This is a genomic window from Streptomyces sp. NPDC048291, assembly GCF_043201715.1.
Taxonomy (GTDB): domain Bacteria; phylum Actinomycetota; class Actinomycetes; order Streptomycetales; family Streptomycetaceae; genus Streptomyces.
Map to the genome: position 1 here is coordinate 210,071 of NZ_JBICZC010000005.1, position 12,907 is coordinate 222,977.

Here is a 12,907-nt window from a genome sequence, read left to right on the forward strand (position 1 = left end):
GAAGTGAGCTGGACTACGGCGGTGTCGGTGTGCCCCGGTACGCTTCAGACATGAGTGCTGTTCCTCGTTCCGAAAAGCCGGCCGGCCGGTTCCGGCGCATGCTCGACCGGCTCTCCTCGTCCCAGGAGGACCTGGAGTCGGAGGAGCTGCGCGAGGACGCCGACACGGCGGGCTGCACCCGGATCGGCGACTGTCAGGACCGGCAGATCGTCACCGTTACTGGTACCTTGCGCACGGTCACCCTGCGACCGCGTGCCGGAGTCCCGGCCCTGGAGGCCGAGCTGTTCGACGGCTCCGCCGCGCTGGACGTGGTGTGGCTCGGCAGGCGTTCCATCGTCGGCATAGAACCGGGACGCAGGCTGATCGCATCGGGCCGGATCTCGCTGAGCCGGGGCCGCCGGGTGCTGTTCAATCCCAAGTACGAACTGAGACCCCTCGGTAGGGAGTAGCCGGTGACGTCGCTCGACAAGCCGACCGAAGACACACAGGCGGAGGACGCCCGGGCGGAGGACGCGCGGGCGGTGACCGAGGCCGCGCTCTTCGAGGCGTTCGGCGGTGTCCGGGGCATGGTCGAGACGGTCCTGCCCGGCCTGCTCTTCGTCACGATCTTCACCATCAACAAGGACCTGCACTGGTCGGCGATCGCCGCCCTCGCGGTCTCCGTGGTGCTGGTCGTGGTCCGCCTCGCCATGCGGGACACCGTCAAGCACGCCTTCAGCGGGGTCTTCGGCGTCGCCTTCGGCGTCGTCTTCGCGATGATGACCGGCAACGCCAAGGACTTCTACCTCCCCGGCATGCTCTACACGCTGGGCCTGGCGCTGGCGTACATCGTCACGACCCTGTGCGGGGTCCCGCTGATCGGCCTGATCCTCGGCCCGGTCTTCAAGGAGAACCTCTCCTGGCGCACCCGCAACCCCGGCCGCAAGAAGGCGTACGCCAAGGCCAGTTGGGCCTGGGGCCTGATCCTGCTCGCCAAGTGCGCGATCCTCTTCCCGCTGTACTGGTGGGCCAACACCGCCCAGCTCGGCTGGGTGCTCGTCGCGCTGAAGATCCCGCCGTTCCTGCTCGCGGTCTGGCTCACCTGGGTCTTCCTGGCGAAGGCGCCGGCGCCGATCGACGTGTTCGCGGAGATGGAGGCGGCGGAGAAGGCCGCCGAGGAGAAGGAGGCCGCGGCTGAGGCCGCGGCGGGGCGGCACCGTCGCGAGGGGTGACCGTCGCCGGGGGCTCCGCCCCCGGACCCCCGAAAACTCGCCCGCCCACCACCCGACTCGCTGAGTCGAGAGGTGGGCGGGTTCGCTGTTGCGTGCGTCAGCCGTCTTCGCGCCGGACCGACAGCAGGTCCTCCAGCTGCTCCTCGCGGGCCTGGGCCGCCACGAACAGCAGCTCGTCACCGGCTTCCAGGGAGTCCTCCTTGGAGGGGGTGAGCACCCGGGTGCCGCGGATGATCGTGACCAGCGAGGTGTCCTCGGGCCACTCCACGTCGCCGACCTGGGTGCCGGCCAGCGCCGACTCCTCGGGCAGGGTCAGCTCCACCAGGTTCGCGTCGCCGTGGCTGAAGCGCAGCAGCCGGACCAGGTCGCCGACGCTCACCGCCTCCTCCACCAGGGCCGACATCAGACGCGGCGTCGAGACGGCGACGTCCACGCCCCAGGACTCGTTGAAGAGCCACTCGTTCTTGGGGTTGTTGACCCGGGCGACGACGCGCGGAACGCCGTACTCCGTCTTCGCGAGCAGCGAGACGACCAGGTTCACCTTGTCGTCGCCGGTCGCGGCGATCACGACGTTGCAGCGCTGCAGCGCCGCCTCGTCGAGGGAGGTGATCTCACAGGCATCGGCCAGCAGCCACTCCGCCTGCGGCACCCGCTCCACCGAGATGGCGGTGGGGGCCTTGTCGATCAGCAGGACCTCGTGGCCGTTCTCCAGCAGCTCGCCCGCGATCGAGCGGCCGACGGCACCGGCCCCGGCAATGGCGACCCTCATCAGTGACCGCCCTCCTCTTCCGGACCCCCGGCGAAGGCGGCCTCGACCTTGTCCACGTCGTCCGTCCGCATCATCACGTGCACCAGGTCGCCCTCCTGGAGGACCGTCTGCGAGGTGGGCAGAATCGCCTCGCCGAGCCGGGTCAGGAACGCGACCCGGACCCCGGTCTCCTCCTGGAGCTTGCTGATCTTGTGGCCGACCCACTTCGGGGAGGCGTGCACCTCGGCGAGCTGGACCCCGCCGGTGGGGTCGCGCCACAACGGCTCGGCGCCCGAGGGCAGCAGCCGGCGCAGCATCTGGTCGGCGGTCCAGCGGACCGTGGCGACGGTCGGGATGCCCAGGCGCTGGTAGACCTCGGCACGCCGGGGGTCGTAGATCCGGGCCGCGACGTTCTCCACCCCGAACATCTCGCGGGCGACGCGCGCGGAGATGATGTTCGAGTTGTCACCGCTGGAGACGGCGGCGAAGGCGCCCGCCTCCTCGATGCCGGCTTCGCGCAGGGTGTCCTGGTCGAAGCCGACCCCGGTGACGCGACGGCCGCCGAATCCGGGGCCCAGCCTGCGGAAGGCGGTGGGGTCCTGGTCGATCACGGCGACCGTGTGCCCCTGTTGCTCCAGGGTCTGGGCGAGAGCGGAACCCACTCTGCCGCAGCCCATGATGACGATGTGCACGACCGTCCTTCCGGTGTCCAAAAGTTACTGCTCAGCCCCATCAGGTTCTCAGACCGAGGCCCAAGCTACACACGCACCGTCCCGGCCGGGCACCCCCGTGCCATGCTCATCGCCGCTCGGCGGTGCTCAGCGCCGAGTGATGCTGCGCACGCTCCAGGCGGTGAGGATTCCGAGGCCGACGAGGGCGACCGTGGCACCGATCAGCTCTGCGGTCGCGGGCATGGGACCTCCGAAGTGCGAAGACAGGCGGGGTCTGCCATCTAGGCACGGATCGGGCGTAAGCTGCGGAATCCGCAGTTCCAGCCGTCACCTTTTTCACTCGGGAGGCAGATCCCGTACTTCGGCTGGAGACCTGCCAGGTGGAAGGCCTACGATCCTCTCTCGTGTCCAAACTGACCGACGTGCCCAAACGGATCCTGATCGGGCGCGCACTGCGCAGCGACAGACTGGGTGAAACGCTCCTGCCGAAGCGCATCGCGCTCCCCGTCTTCGCCTCCGACCCGCTGTCCTCCGTCGCCTACGCGCCGGGGGAGGTCCTGCTGGTCCTGTCCATCGCGGGTGTGTCGGCGTACCACTTCAGCCCGTGGATCGCCGTCGCGGTCGTCGTGCTGATGTTCACGGTGGTCGCCTCCTACCGGCAGAACGTGCACGCCTACCCGAGCGGCGGCGGCGACTACGAGGTCGCCACCACCAACCTCGGCCCCAAGGCGGGCCTCACCGTCGCGAGCGCGCTGCTCGTCGACTACGTCCTCACCGTCGCCGTCTCCATCGCCTCCGGCATCGAGAACCTCGGCTCCGCGATCCCCTTCGTCGTCGAGCACAAGGTGCTCTGCGCGGTCACCGTGATCGTGCTGCTGACGCTGATGAACCTGCGCGGCGTGAAGGAGTCCGGCAAGCTCTTCGCGATCCCGACGTACGTGTTCGTCGGCGGCGTCTTCATCATGATCGCGTGGGGTGCGTTCCGGGGGCTGGTCCTCGGGGACACGATGCGCGCCCCGACCGCGGGCTACCACATCAAGGCCGAGCACCAGGGCCTGGCGGGCTTCGCCCTGGTCTTCCTCCTGCTGCGGGCCTTCTCCTCCGGCTGTGCCGCGCTCACCGGCGTCGAGGCCATCTCCAACGGCGTCCCGGCCTTCCGCAAGCCGAAGTCGAAGAACGCGGCGACCACGCTGGCCATGATGGGTCTGCTGGCGGTCACCATGTTCTGCGGCATCATCGCGCTCGCCGCGGTCACCAAGGTCCGCATGGCCGAGAACCCGGCGACCGACCTGATCCGGGGCGGCGTCCCGATCGGCTCCGGCTACGTCCAGAACCCGGTGATCTCCCAGGTCGCCGAGGCCGTCTTCGGCAAGGGCAGCTTCCTGTTCGTGCTGCTCGCCGCCGCCACCGCCCTGGTCCTCTTCCTGGCCGCGAACACGGCCTACAACGGCTTCCCCCTGCTCGGCTCGATCCTCGCCCAGGACCGCTACCTGCCGCGCCAGCTGCACACCCGCGGCGACCGCCTCGCCTTCTCCAACGGCATCGTGCTCCTGGCCGGCGCGGCCGCGCTGCTGGTGGTCATCTACGGCGCCGACTCGACCCGCCTGATCCAGCTGTACATCGTCGGTGTGTTCGTGTCCTTCACGCTCAGCCAGACCGGCATGGTCCGGCACTGGAACCGCCACCTCGCGGTGGAGAAGGACCCGGCCAAGCGCAGCCACATGATCCGCTCCCGCGCGATCAACGCCTTCGGCGCCTTCTTCACCGGCCTGGTGCTGGTCGTCGTCCTGGTCACGAAGTTCACCCACGGCGCCTGGGTGGCGCTGCTCGGCATGTGCATCTTCTACGCCACGATGACCGCGATCCGTAAGCACTACGACCGCGTCTCCGAGGAGATCTCCGCCCCCGAGGAACCGGACGACGACCTCGTCCGCCCCTCCCGCGTCCACTCGGTCGTCCTGATCTCCAAGATCCACCGCCCCACCCTGCGCGCCCTGGCCTACGCCCGGCTGATGCGCTCGGACACCCTGGAGGCGCTCACCGTCAACGTCGACCCGGCCGAGACGAAGGCGCTGCGCGAGGAGTGGGAGCGGCGCGGCATAGACGTACCCCTGAAGGTTCTCGACTCGCCCTACCGCGAGATCACCCGGCCGGTCATCGAGTACGTCAAGGGCCTGCGCGCCCAGTCGCCGCGCGACGCGGTCTCCGTGATCATCCCCGAGTACGTCGTCGGCCGCTGGTACGAGCACATCCTGCACAACCAGAGCGCGCTGCGCCTCAAGGGCCGGCTGCTGTTCACGCCCGGCGTGATGGTGACCTCCGTGCCCTACCAGCTGGCGTCCTCCGAGGCGGCCAAGATCCGGGCCCGCAAGCGGCAGGAGTGGAACGCGCCGGGTGCGGTCCGGCGCGGTCCTGCGGAGCACCGGCCGAAGGAGCACAGCGGGGGCTGAGGGGGGGCGGGGGAGCGCGTGCGCACGGCCGGAGGGTGTCGTCTCCCGCCCTCCTACGGAGACTGCCGTGTGGACGCGGCAGGTCTTGGCGACCACGTAGACTGGTGGGCTGTCGTCGGCCCCCGCCCGGGCCGTTTCCCTCCCCCTTGATCTGGAGTCACCCCGCCATGCAGGCAGAACCGAAGAAATCGCTGGTGGGGACGGAGTACGAGGTCGAGATCGGCCCGGTCGCGCACGGCGGGCACTGCATCGCCAGGACCGCAGAGGGCCAGGTGCTGTTCGTCCGGCACGCGCTGCCCGGCGAGCGGGTCGTGGCCCGGGTGACCGAGGGCGAGGAGGGAGCCCGCTTCCTGCGCGCCGACGCGGTCGACATCCTCGACGCGTCCAAGGACCGGGTCGAGGCCCCCTGCCCCTACGCCGGCCCCGGCCGCTGCGGCGGCTGCGACTGGCAGCACGCCAAGCCGGGCGCCCAGCGCCGGCTCAAGGGCGAGGTCATCGCCGAACAGCTCCAGCGGCTCGCGGGCCTCACCCCCGAGGACGTCGGCTGGGACGGCACGGTGATGCCCGCCGAGGGCGACAAGCTGCCGGCGGGCGAGGTGCCGCAGTGGCGCACGCGCGTGCAGTACGCGGTCGACGCCGACGGCAACGCGGGACTGCGCCGGCACCGCTCGCACGAGGTGGAGCCGATCGAGCACTGCATGATCGCGGCGCCGGGCGTCAGCGAGCTGGGCATCGAGGAGCGCGACTGGTCGGGCATGGTCTCGGTCGACGCGATTGCCGCGACGGGCTCCCAGGACCGCATGGTCATCCTGGAGCCGCGCCCGGGCGCCCGCCTCCCCCTGGTCGAACTCGACCGGCCCGTCTCCGTCATGCGCGTCGACGAGCACGACGGCGGCATCCACCGCGTCCACGGCCGCGCCTTCGTCCGCGAGCGCGCCGACGGCCGCACCCACCGGGTCGGCAGCGGCGGCTTCTGGCAGGTCCACCCGAAGGCTGCGGACACCCTGGTGACGGCGGTCATGCAGGGTCTTCTCCCGCGCAAGGGAGAGATGGCCCTGGACCTCTACTGCGGCGTCGGCCTCTTCGCCGGCGCCCTCGCCGACCGCCTCGGCGAGAAGGGCGCGGTCCTCGGCATCGAGTCCGGCAAGCGCGCGGTGGAGGACGCCCGCCACAACCTCGCCGACTTCCCGCGGGTCCGCGTCGAACAGGGCAAGGTCGAGTCGGTCCTCCCGCGCACGGGCATCACCGAGGTCGACCTCATCGTCCTCGACCCGCCCCGCGCGGGTGCGGGCCGCCAGACGGTCGCCCACCTGTCGTCCCTCGGCGCCCGCCGCATCGCCTACGTCGCCTGCGACCCGGCGGCCCTCGCACGCGACCTGGCGTACTTCCGGGACGGCGGATACCGGGTGCGGACGCTGCGGGCGTTCGACCTGTTTCCGATGACGCATCACGTGGAGTGTGTCGCGATCCTTGAGCCTGCCGCGAAGGGCTCATGACCTGGGGTTTTGTGTGTGCGTTATGTGCGGTGCGGGCGTTGCCACACGAAGTCTCGGGTGAGGCGCGGGGCGGTGCTGTTCGTCGGCGCCGATGGCAGGAGAGAACGTGCAGGCAACGCGTCGGGCGTCAGTGCTGGTCGGAGAAGATCTCCTTTGCTTCGCGCAGTGCGTAGGAGACCAGGACGTACCCGGCGGCGGGGTCGGCCCACCACAGGCCGGCCAGGGAGTTCAGCAGGAGTCCGAGCAGTACGGCGGTGGCCGGCAGGCCGTCGATCAGGGTGACCCGGCCCTCGGTCCTCAGCACCGGGTTGTCCAGCGCGGTGCCGGTGTGTGCCTTGCCCGCCGCGAGCGCAAACATCACGGCTGCCGTCACCGCGGTCCAGCCGATGCCCAGCGGCGAGTGGTGGGGCCGGAAGCCGGTGGCCAGTACCCAGGTGGACTGCACCAGCAGATACACGGCCAGGAGCCCGAAGCCGGCACTGATCAGCTTGAGCGCACGGCGTTGACGGTCCTCGCCGGTGCCGGACAGCTCCCAGATCACCACGGTGGAGGCGCCGATCTCGATGACGCGGCGGCAACGAAAGCGGCCCGGTTCAGGCGGGGTAGGGCACGTAGCAGTCCAGGGCCGGGTGGTAGAGCACCTGCCAGGTACGGCCTTCGACGACTCCGCTCCGGGGCAGGCCGTGACAGACCTGGATCCATTCGATCTTCTTCAGCATGACGGTGTCGTAGACCCCGTCGACGGCGAGCTCGGGCGGCCGGCCTCCCCACGTGTTGCTGAGGCACTGGGCCTGCCTGACCGCCGCTCCGGTGTCGCCGTAGGTGAGGGTGGGGCGGAAGTCCGACGACACGTAGGAACAGGCATCTGAGGAGGGGGAGGGGGAGGGGGCGGGGGCGGCTGTGGCGGTGTGGGGGGCCGTGAGGGTGAGTCCTGCGGCTGCGCACAGTGCCGCAGCTGCTCCGAGCAGTCGCTTCTGTCCCATGCTCACTCCTTCGGAAGCGGTGATTGCCCATGATCCCGCGCAGACGGCGACACCCGCGGCTTGTCGTCGGCGCGTCCTGGAAGCGATGGACGCGGTGGAGAACGGCGGCCCCGTTCTCCACCGCTCGCCGAGGCGGTCGGCGCGGGTGACGGGCCTCCCTACGCCGGCGCGAGCTCTGGTTGTCGCGTGGTGAGGCGTCCGGTGCGGGCCAGGGCGGCGACCGAGGCGGCGCAGGTCAGCCCGGTCGCGGTGAGGGCTGTCCAGGGCAGCCAGCGTGCGTCGTGTTGTCGGGCGAAGTCCCACAGGGCGCCGGTGGCGAGGTTGCCGAGGGTGATGCCGAGGCCGGAGACGGTGTTGTAGAGCCCGTAGTGGGTGGCGACCAGGCGGTTGCCGGACAGGGCGACGACGGTGTCCATCTCGAAGGGGTAGACGATTGCGGATCCGGCCGCCAGCAGGACCACGGCCACCAGCAGGGATGCGAGTACGGCAGTGGCGGAGCCGCGCGGGCTGAGGGCGAGCGGGACGAACGCGAGCCCCATCGCCGTCAGCCCGCGCACCAGGGCGTCGCTGGGCTGCCAGCGCCGCTTGGCCCAGCCGGTGAGCCGTAGCTGGCCGACGACGGCGACGGCGGCGGAGACGACGAACAGGCCGCTGGTGACCGTTGTGCCGTTCGCCCCGAGGGCATCCGTCGCCGCCAGCGGCAGGGCCAGGTAGACCTGGAAGATCAGGACGTAGGAGCCGATCATCGCGCCGGAGAAGAGGAGGAAGGGCCGGTTGGCGGCGACCGTTCGCCACTGGGCGAGGACGCTCTCCTCGCCGGTGGCGGACGGGTTGCTCCGATGTCCGGGGAGTGTGCGCCACTGCAGGAGGGTGAGTGCGGCGAAGACGGCCGCGGCGACCGTGCACACCAGGCGGAAGTCGGCGGCCAGCAGGGCGAGTCCGACCAGGGGGCCGAGGAGCATGCCGGCCTGGTAGTAGACGTTGAAGGTGGCGAAGGCGTCCACGCGGCGCTCACCGGCCTCGACGGCGAGGTAGGCGCGGACCGCCGGGTTGAAGAGGGCGCCGGCGAAGCCGGTGGCGGCGGACGCGGCGATCAGCGCGGGCAGGTTGTCGACCCAGCCGAGCAGGGCGAAGCCGACGGTGCGCAGCAGGCAGCCGGTCATGATCGGGATCTTGTAGCCGAGGCGGTCGGCGATCGTGCCGCCGATGAGGAACATGCCCTGCTGGGAGAAGTTGCGGACGCCGAGGACCAGGCCGACGGCCCAGGCGGCCAGGCCCAGCCCGTCGGAGAGGTGGGCGGCCAGGTAGGGCATCAGCATGTAGAAGGCGAGGTTGATGGCGAACTGGTTGGCCATCAGCAGGCGTGCGGCGCGCGGGAAGGAGCGGGTCTGCTGCCACAGGCGCTTCATCGGGCGGCTCCCACCAGGTCGTGGCGGTCGGCGGGCGCGAGGGGGTCGGTGATGTGAGTGCAGCGGGTCCAGCGGGTGACCGTGCGTTCGCGGGGGTCGGCGATCTCGTCGGGGTCGTCGGCGTGCGGGTGCCCCAGGAGGTCGTGGCCGCGGCAGTAGGAGTCGTCGAAGACCGTGCCGACGTAACGTTGCGGGCCGTCGGGGAAGACGGCGACGATCCGGTCCTCCGGGGGCAGGGTGCGGGCCAGCCAGCGGGCGACGAGGCCGACGGCGCCGACGCTCCAGCCGCCGGTCGCGTAGTGGTCGCGGGCCAGGCGGCGGGCCGCCCACACGGCCTCGGCGGCGGCGACCCAGTGGACCTCGTCGAAGAGGTCGTAGGCGACGTTGCCCGGGTAGATGCTGGAGCCCAGGCCGCGCATGAGGCGGGGGCCGGCAGGCTGGCCGAAGATCGTGGAGCCCGTGGTGTCGACGCCGACGATCCGCAGGCGGGGGAAGTAGCCGCGCAGGACGGAGGCGATGCCCGCGGAGTGGCCGCCGGTGCCGACGGAGACGACCAGGGTGTCGATACGGCCGAGCTGGGCGAGGAGTTCGTGGGCGAGCGGAGCGTAGGCGGCGACGTTGTCGGGGTTGTTGTACTGGTCGGGGCACCAGGCGTCCGGGTGCCGGGCCAGGAGTTCGGCGACGCGCTGTCGGCGGGCCTCTTGCCAGCCGCCGTCCGGGTGGGGTGTGGTGACGAGGTCGACCTCGGCTCCGTATGCGGTGAGCAGGCCGGTCATCAGGGGTTCCATGCCGGGGTCGGTGACGACGGTGACCGGGTGTCCGTAGGTGGCACCGGCCAGGGCCAGGCCGAGACCGAGCGTGCCGGAGGTCGACTCGATGATGCGGGCGCCGGGCAGCAGTTGCCCGCGTTCGCGGGCGGCGCGGACCATGTGCAGGGCGGTGCGGTCCTTGATACCGCCGGGGTTGTGGCCTTCGAGCTTGGCCCAGAAGCCGCGCCCGGCGGCGGTGAAGGGCTCGCCGATCCACAGGACGGGCGTGTCGCCGACGAGACCGGCGGGCGTGTGCAAGGGGTGTTTGGCGTTGGTCGGCAACTGCGCTGTGGGCAGGACTGTGTGGATGGGGTGGTTCATGGCGTGCTTCTCCTGCGGCCGGCGCGGAGAGAGCGGGCCGGCCGTGTGTCGGGGGAAGAGGCGGAGGTGCTCGGCTGCGTGCCGCGCTCGTGTCCCGGAGCGCGGCGGCGGGGGCCGGTCAGGTCCGCCACACGCCCAGGCGGGCCTGTGTCTCTCCCGGGGAAGCCGCGTCGGGCACAGGCCACGAGTGCCGGGGGGCCGCAGCTGCGGACGGCGCAGGGGTGCCGAGATGCCGGGCGGCCGGGGTGCCGTGGACCGTGGCGGGGAGGGCCAGGGCCACGTCGCGCGGCGGCTGAAGCGTCGGTTCGTCCGAGCCGCAGCAGTGCGCTGTGCCCTCCTGCCCGGGGGTTGCCTGTCGAGCGGTCGTCCGCTGCGCAGGCTCAGGCGTTTGCGTGCAGCTCGCCGACGGGGTCAGCAGCAGGGTGTCGGCGCGCCCCGACGGGTCGGCGTTCGGTCCGTGCGCGCAGTCCAGGACGTGCAGGAGCGCGGCCAGCAGCAGCAGGAGCACCGCTCCGGTCCGTGCCACGGAGCGGCTGCTGCGAAAGACCGCGCAAGCCGTCATGAGGACAAAGAGTAATCACGTAACTACGTAAGGTTCTTGTCGACCGCGGTGTCGCTCCTCGGCGTCCAGCGGCGCACGGAGGCCGTTGTCCCGCCGCGTCCGGTGCCCGTACGCGCCGCTGGCAGACACCCGCGCGGGCGGCTCCCGTTGCCGTCGATCACCGCATCGGATGAATCCGGGCTCCGATCGGCCGTAGCCGGGCCCCGCCACTCGGCATCCAGGGGTTCCTCGGGCGGGAGGGCGCCACGGGGTCCGGATGTCGCACACCGCACGCACGGCCAGGCGCGCGACAGCGCGCGGCCTGGGTGCCGTCGTGCTGCTGGCCCTCCTTGATCTCCTGGCCCTCCTGCATGCGCCGTTCAGCCCCGGCTCGTCCCACCTGGCCGCAATCGACCTGGACGGCTGCCGGACGCATCTCGTCAGCGTGGACCCCCACCGCTGCCACGCGGCGGCGCCCGCGGTCGTGACGGCACTGGATTCCGGCGATCACCATCAGGACGGCGACGCCTCTCAGCCCCTCCAGCGCGCCGAGGCCGGCCGCCGCGGCGACCTCACCGGCGCCTGCCGGACGGCACCTGCGCGCGGGCCACCACGGTCCTGCGCCGCCTCACCGCCTTCGGCGGGCAACTCCCGCTCTTCCCCGAACCTCACCGGCGCCCTACATCCGGCAAGCTCCGTCGAACCGGGTGATCGCTGGTGCAACAAGAGTGCGGGTGTTGTTCATGTCACCTTTTCCAGCTGGGAGTTCGCCGTGACCGAGGGGCCTGGGCCGGTAGCGTTTTGGCGTCGGTTCGAGAGAAACGTCGGGAGTCCAGTGGTGATGCGGCGCGTGGCGGCAGCGGTTGTGCTGCTGGCTGCTGCCGTCCTGCTGCACTTCGGGACGCCGCACCATTCCGGGGACGCTCCGAACGCGGCGTCCTTCGTGGCACCCGCAATCGAATCCGAGTCCCGGAAGGCGCAGTCCTCCTCGCCGGTCGCGCCGCACGCCGACAGCGGCTCGCCGCATCACGAGACCGGGGCCGACCCGCTCGCTCTCGCACCACGGACCGGCCAGCCGGTGGAGGCGCCGCCGATGGTCGTCGACGCGACCGCGGACGAGGCGCTCGACGTGCTTGCCTCGGTCTCCGGCCCGGCGCATCCCCGCACCGCCAGAGACGCCCGGAACCCGGGCGCCGGACTCGCACCCACCGTCAGCACCCTGCAGACCTTCCGCTGCTGATCGGCAGCGTGCTACGCGCCGCCTCCCCCCGTCCGGCACTCGCAGTCGTCGCCGTGAGCCGGCCGACTGTCCGACAAGCCGTTCGCCACGGCCTGTCGACGCCCGCCCGGACGCGCGCAGCACACCCTCTTCGCATCCTTTCGTCCTGAGAGCCCTCACGAAGAGATCCGAGGCCGATTCCCATGCACGCTCCCGTCGAGCATGCCCGTACGTTCCGCGAGAAGATCACCGGCCAGCAGGAGGAGTTCGCCCCGCTGTCCCGCGGGCAACAGCCCCAGGAGCTGTTCATCTCCTGTTCCGGCTCCCGCGTCGCCTGCATGAGCGCCCTGCGGAACTGGGCCGACCAGCACAACGCACACACCGTCCAGCCCGCGTCCGCCGGCGCCTGGACATGACTCGGACCCGTGGGGCGGCGGCCCTGCCTCCCCACGGGCTCACCGTGACATACGGGATGAACAGCCACTGATGTTCTTCCGTACCCCCTGTCGTACGCCTGGCCGCCGGCCGCGGGCAGGACCACCCGGAAACGGAGAGGCAACGTGCCACAGCAGCCACGAGCCCAGCACACCGGCCGCCTGATGCGCGGCGCGACCCTGGCCGCGACCCTGGCGATCGTCCCCCTGACCGCGGCCTGCGGCGGCGGTGACGACGACGCCGACACGGACCGCAAGCAGGCGAAGGTCTCCGTGTCGGACGCCCCCGCGAACGGCGTGGTGGCTCCGGCCAAGGTCGAGGTGATCGCCGGCCTGACCGGCTGCAAGCCGAAGATCCGCATCAACGCCACGGAACTGCGCCAGGGCGTGTGCCACACCAAGAAGGTCGACTACCTCATCACCACCTTCCCCACCGACGAACTCAAGGAGACCTGGCTGGACTCCGCCTCCGGGTACGGCGGCAAGTACCTGGTCGGCACACGGTGGATCGTGAGCGCCCAGCCCCAGATGCTGGACGGGTTCCGCGACAGACTCGGCGGCACCATCCGGCAACTGCGCGGCTTCGGCCCGACAGCGCAACCGAGCGCGTCGTAA

Annotated in this window: 14 protein-coding genes; 7 read left to right on the plus strand and 7 right to left on the minus strand. The window is 71.2% G+C overall.

Features of this window, described 5'->3' with window-relative positions; translation table 11 throughout:
* Positions 1 to 50 precede the first annotated feature (50 nt).
* Both ACGF5O_RS14845 and ACGF5O_RS14850 read left to right on the plus strand, forming a co-directional pair.
* Positions 51 to 449 carry an OB-fold nucleic acid binding domain-containing protein gene (locus tag ACGF5O_RS14845; RefSeq protein WP_181802759.1) on the plus strand — a complete coding sequence of 133 codons (399 nt, stop codon included), beginning with the start codon at positions 51 to 53 and terminating at the stop codon, positions 447 to 449.
* A gap of 3 nt (positions 450 to 452) precedes the next feature.
* Positions 453 to 1,211 (plus strand): DUF3159 domain-containing protein, encoded by a 759-nt coding sequence (locus tag ACGF5O_RS14850; protein ID WP_393810274.1) that lies wholly within the window; start codon positions 453 to 455, stop codon positions 1,209 to 1,211.
* A gap of 97 nt (positions 1,212 to 1,308) precedes the next feature.
* Here ACGF5O_RS14850 and ACGF5O_RS14855 read toward each other — a convergent pair whose 3' ends face one another.
* Both ACGF5O_RS14855 and ACGF5O_RS14860 read right to left on the minus strand, forming a co-directional pair.
* Positions 1,309 to 1,980 carry a potassium channel family protein gene (locus ACGF5O_RS14855; protein ID WP_393810275.1) on the minus strand — a complete coding sequence of 224 codons (672 nt, stop codon included), beginning with the start codon at positions 1,978 to 1,980 and terminating at the stop codon, positions 1,309 to 1,311.
* Positions 1,980 to 2,651, minus strand: coding sequence for a TrkA family potassium uptake protein (locus ACGF5O_RS14860; protein WP_014675526.1), 672 nt, complete (start codon positions 2,649 to 2,651; stop codon positions 1,980 to 1,982). The genes ACGF5O_RS14855 and ACGF5O_RS14860 overlap by 1 nt, the downstream gene beginning before the upstream one ends.
* A gap of 383 nt (positions 2,652 to 3,034) precedes the next feature.
* Between ACGF5O_RS14860 and ACGF5O_RS14865 the strand changes: the two genes are divergently transcribed.
* A complete protein-coding gene (locus tag ACGF5O_RS14865) occupies positions 3,035 to 5,080 on the plus strand; it encodes an APC family permease (protein ID WP_393810276.1) in 2,046 nt (681 codons plus the stop codon).
* A gap of 167 nt (positions 5,081 to 5,247) precedes the next feature.
* Entirely contained in the window at positions 5,248 to 6,576 is a 1,329-nt protein-coding gene (locus ACGF5O_RS14870) for a class I SAM-dependent RNA methyltransferase (protein WP_393810277.1), read from the plus strand.
* A 127-nt stretch (positions 6,577 to 6,703) separates the two neighbouring features.
* Here ACGF5O_RS14870 and ACGF5O_RS14875 read toward each other — a convergent pair whose 3' ends face one another.
* The 5 genes from ACGF5O_RS14875 to ACGF5O_RS14895 all read right to left on the minus strand — a co-directional run bounded on the left by ACGF5O_RS14875 (position 6,704) and on the right by ACGF5O_RS14895 (position 10,624).
* Positions 6,704 to 7,120 (minus strand): cation transporter, encoded by a 417-nt coding sequence (locus ACGF5O_RS14875; protein WP_393810278.1) that lies wholly within the window; start codon positions 7,118 to 7,120, stop codon positions 6,704 to 6,706.
* A 49-nt stretch (positions 7,121 to 7,169) separates the two neighbouring features.
* Complete coding sequence (locus tag ACGF5O_RS14880; RefSeq protein WP_393810279.1) at positions 7,170 to 7,559, minus strand: peptidoglycan-binding protein; 390 nt, start codon at positions 7,557 to 7,559, stop codon at positions 7,170 to 7,172.
* 158 nt (positions 7,560 to 7,717) lie between these two features.
* Positions 7,718 to 8,968, minus strand: coding sequence for an MFS transporter (locus ACGF5O_RS14885; RefSeq protein ID WP_393810280.1), 1,251 nt, complete (start codon positions 8,966 to 8,968; stop codon positions 7,718 to 7,720).
* Entirely contained in the window at positions 8,965 to 10,098 is a 1,134-nt protein-coding gene (locus ACGF5O_RS14890) for a PLP-dependent cysteine synthase family protein (RefSeq protein WP_393810281.1), read from the minus strand. Before ACGF5O_RS14890 ends, ACGF5O_RS14885 begins: the two co-directional genes overlap by 4 nt.
* Before the next feature lie 118 nt (positions 10,099 to 10,216).
* The gene (locus tag ACGF5O_RS14895) at positions 10,217 to 10,624 is read right to left on the minus strand and encodes a hypothetical protein (RefSeq protein ID WP_393810282.1); all 408 of its coding nucleotides are present in this window, start codon (positions 10,622 to 10,624) and stop codon (positions 10,217 to 10,219) included.
* Positions 10,625 to 10,916: 292 nt separating this feature from the next.
* On the opposite strand from ACGF5O_RS14895, the gene ACGF5O_RS14900 reads away from it, so the two are divergent.
* The 3 genes from ACGF5O_RS14900 to ACGF5O_RS14910 all read left to right on the plus strand — a co-directional run bounded on the left by ACGF5O_RS14900 (position 10,917) and on the right by ACGF5O_RS14910 (position 12,907).
* Entirely contained in the window at positions 10,917 to 11,879 is a 963-nt protein-coding gene (locus ACGF5O_RS14900; protein WP_393810283.1) for a hypothetical protein, read from the plus strand.
* A 182-nt stretch (positions 11,880 to 12,061) separates the two neighbouring features.
* Positions 12,062 to 12,274, plus strand: a complete 213-nt coding sequence (locus ACGF5O_RS14905; protein WP_393810284.1) for a hypothetical protein — start codon at positions 12,062 to 12,064, stop codon at positions 12,272 to 12,274.
* 183 nt (positions 12,275 to 12,457) lie between these two features.
* Positions 12,458 to 12,907, plus strand: coding sequence for a hypothetical protein (locus ACGF5O_RS14910; protein ID WP_393810616.1), 450 nt, complete (start codon positions 12,458 to 12,460; stop codon positions 12,905 to 12,907).

Excerpts from the sequence above, each read along its gene's own strand:
- ACGF5O_RS14845 (WP_181802759.1), top strand. The coding sequence starts at position 51 with ATGAGTGCTGTTCCTCGTTCCGAAAAGCCGGCCGGCCGGTTCCGGCGC.
- ACGF5O_RS14855 (WP_393810275.1), bottom strand. The coding sequence starts at position 1,980 with ATGAGGGTCGCCATTGCCGGGGCCGGTGCCGTCGGCCGCTCGATCGCG.
- ACGF5O_RS14870 (WP_393810277.1), top strand. The coding sequence starts at position 5,248 with ATGCAGGCAGAACCGAAGAAATCGCTGGTGGGGACGGAGTACGAGGTC.
- ACGF5O_RS14880 (WP_393810279.1), bottom strand. The coding sequence starts at position 7,559 with ATGGGACAGAAGCGACTGCTCGGAGCAGCTGCGGCACTGTGCGCAGCC.
- ACGF5O_RS14885 (WP_393810280.1), bottom strand. The coding sequence starts at position 8,968 with ATGAAGCGCCTGTGGCAGCAGACCCGCTCCTTCCCGCGCGCCGCACGC.
- ACGF5O_RS14890 (WP_393810281.1), bottom strand. The coding sequence starts at position 10,098 with ATGAACCACCCCATCCACACAGTCCTGCCCACAGCGCAGTTGCCGACC.
- ACGF5O_RS14900 (WP_393810283.1), top strand. The coding sequence starts at position 10,917 with ATGTCGCACACCGCACGCACGGCCAGGCGCGCGACAGCGCGCGGCCTG.
- ACGF5O_RS14905 (WP_393810284.1), top strand. The coding sequence starts at position 12,062 with ATGCACGCTCCCGTCGAGCATGCCCGTACGTTCCGCGAGAAGATCACC.
- ACGF5O_RS14910 (WP_393810616.1), top strand. The coding sequence starts at position 12,458 with ATGCGCGGCGCGACCCTGGCCGCGACCCTGGCGATCGTCCCCCTGACC.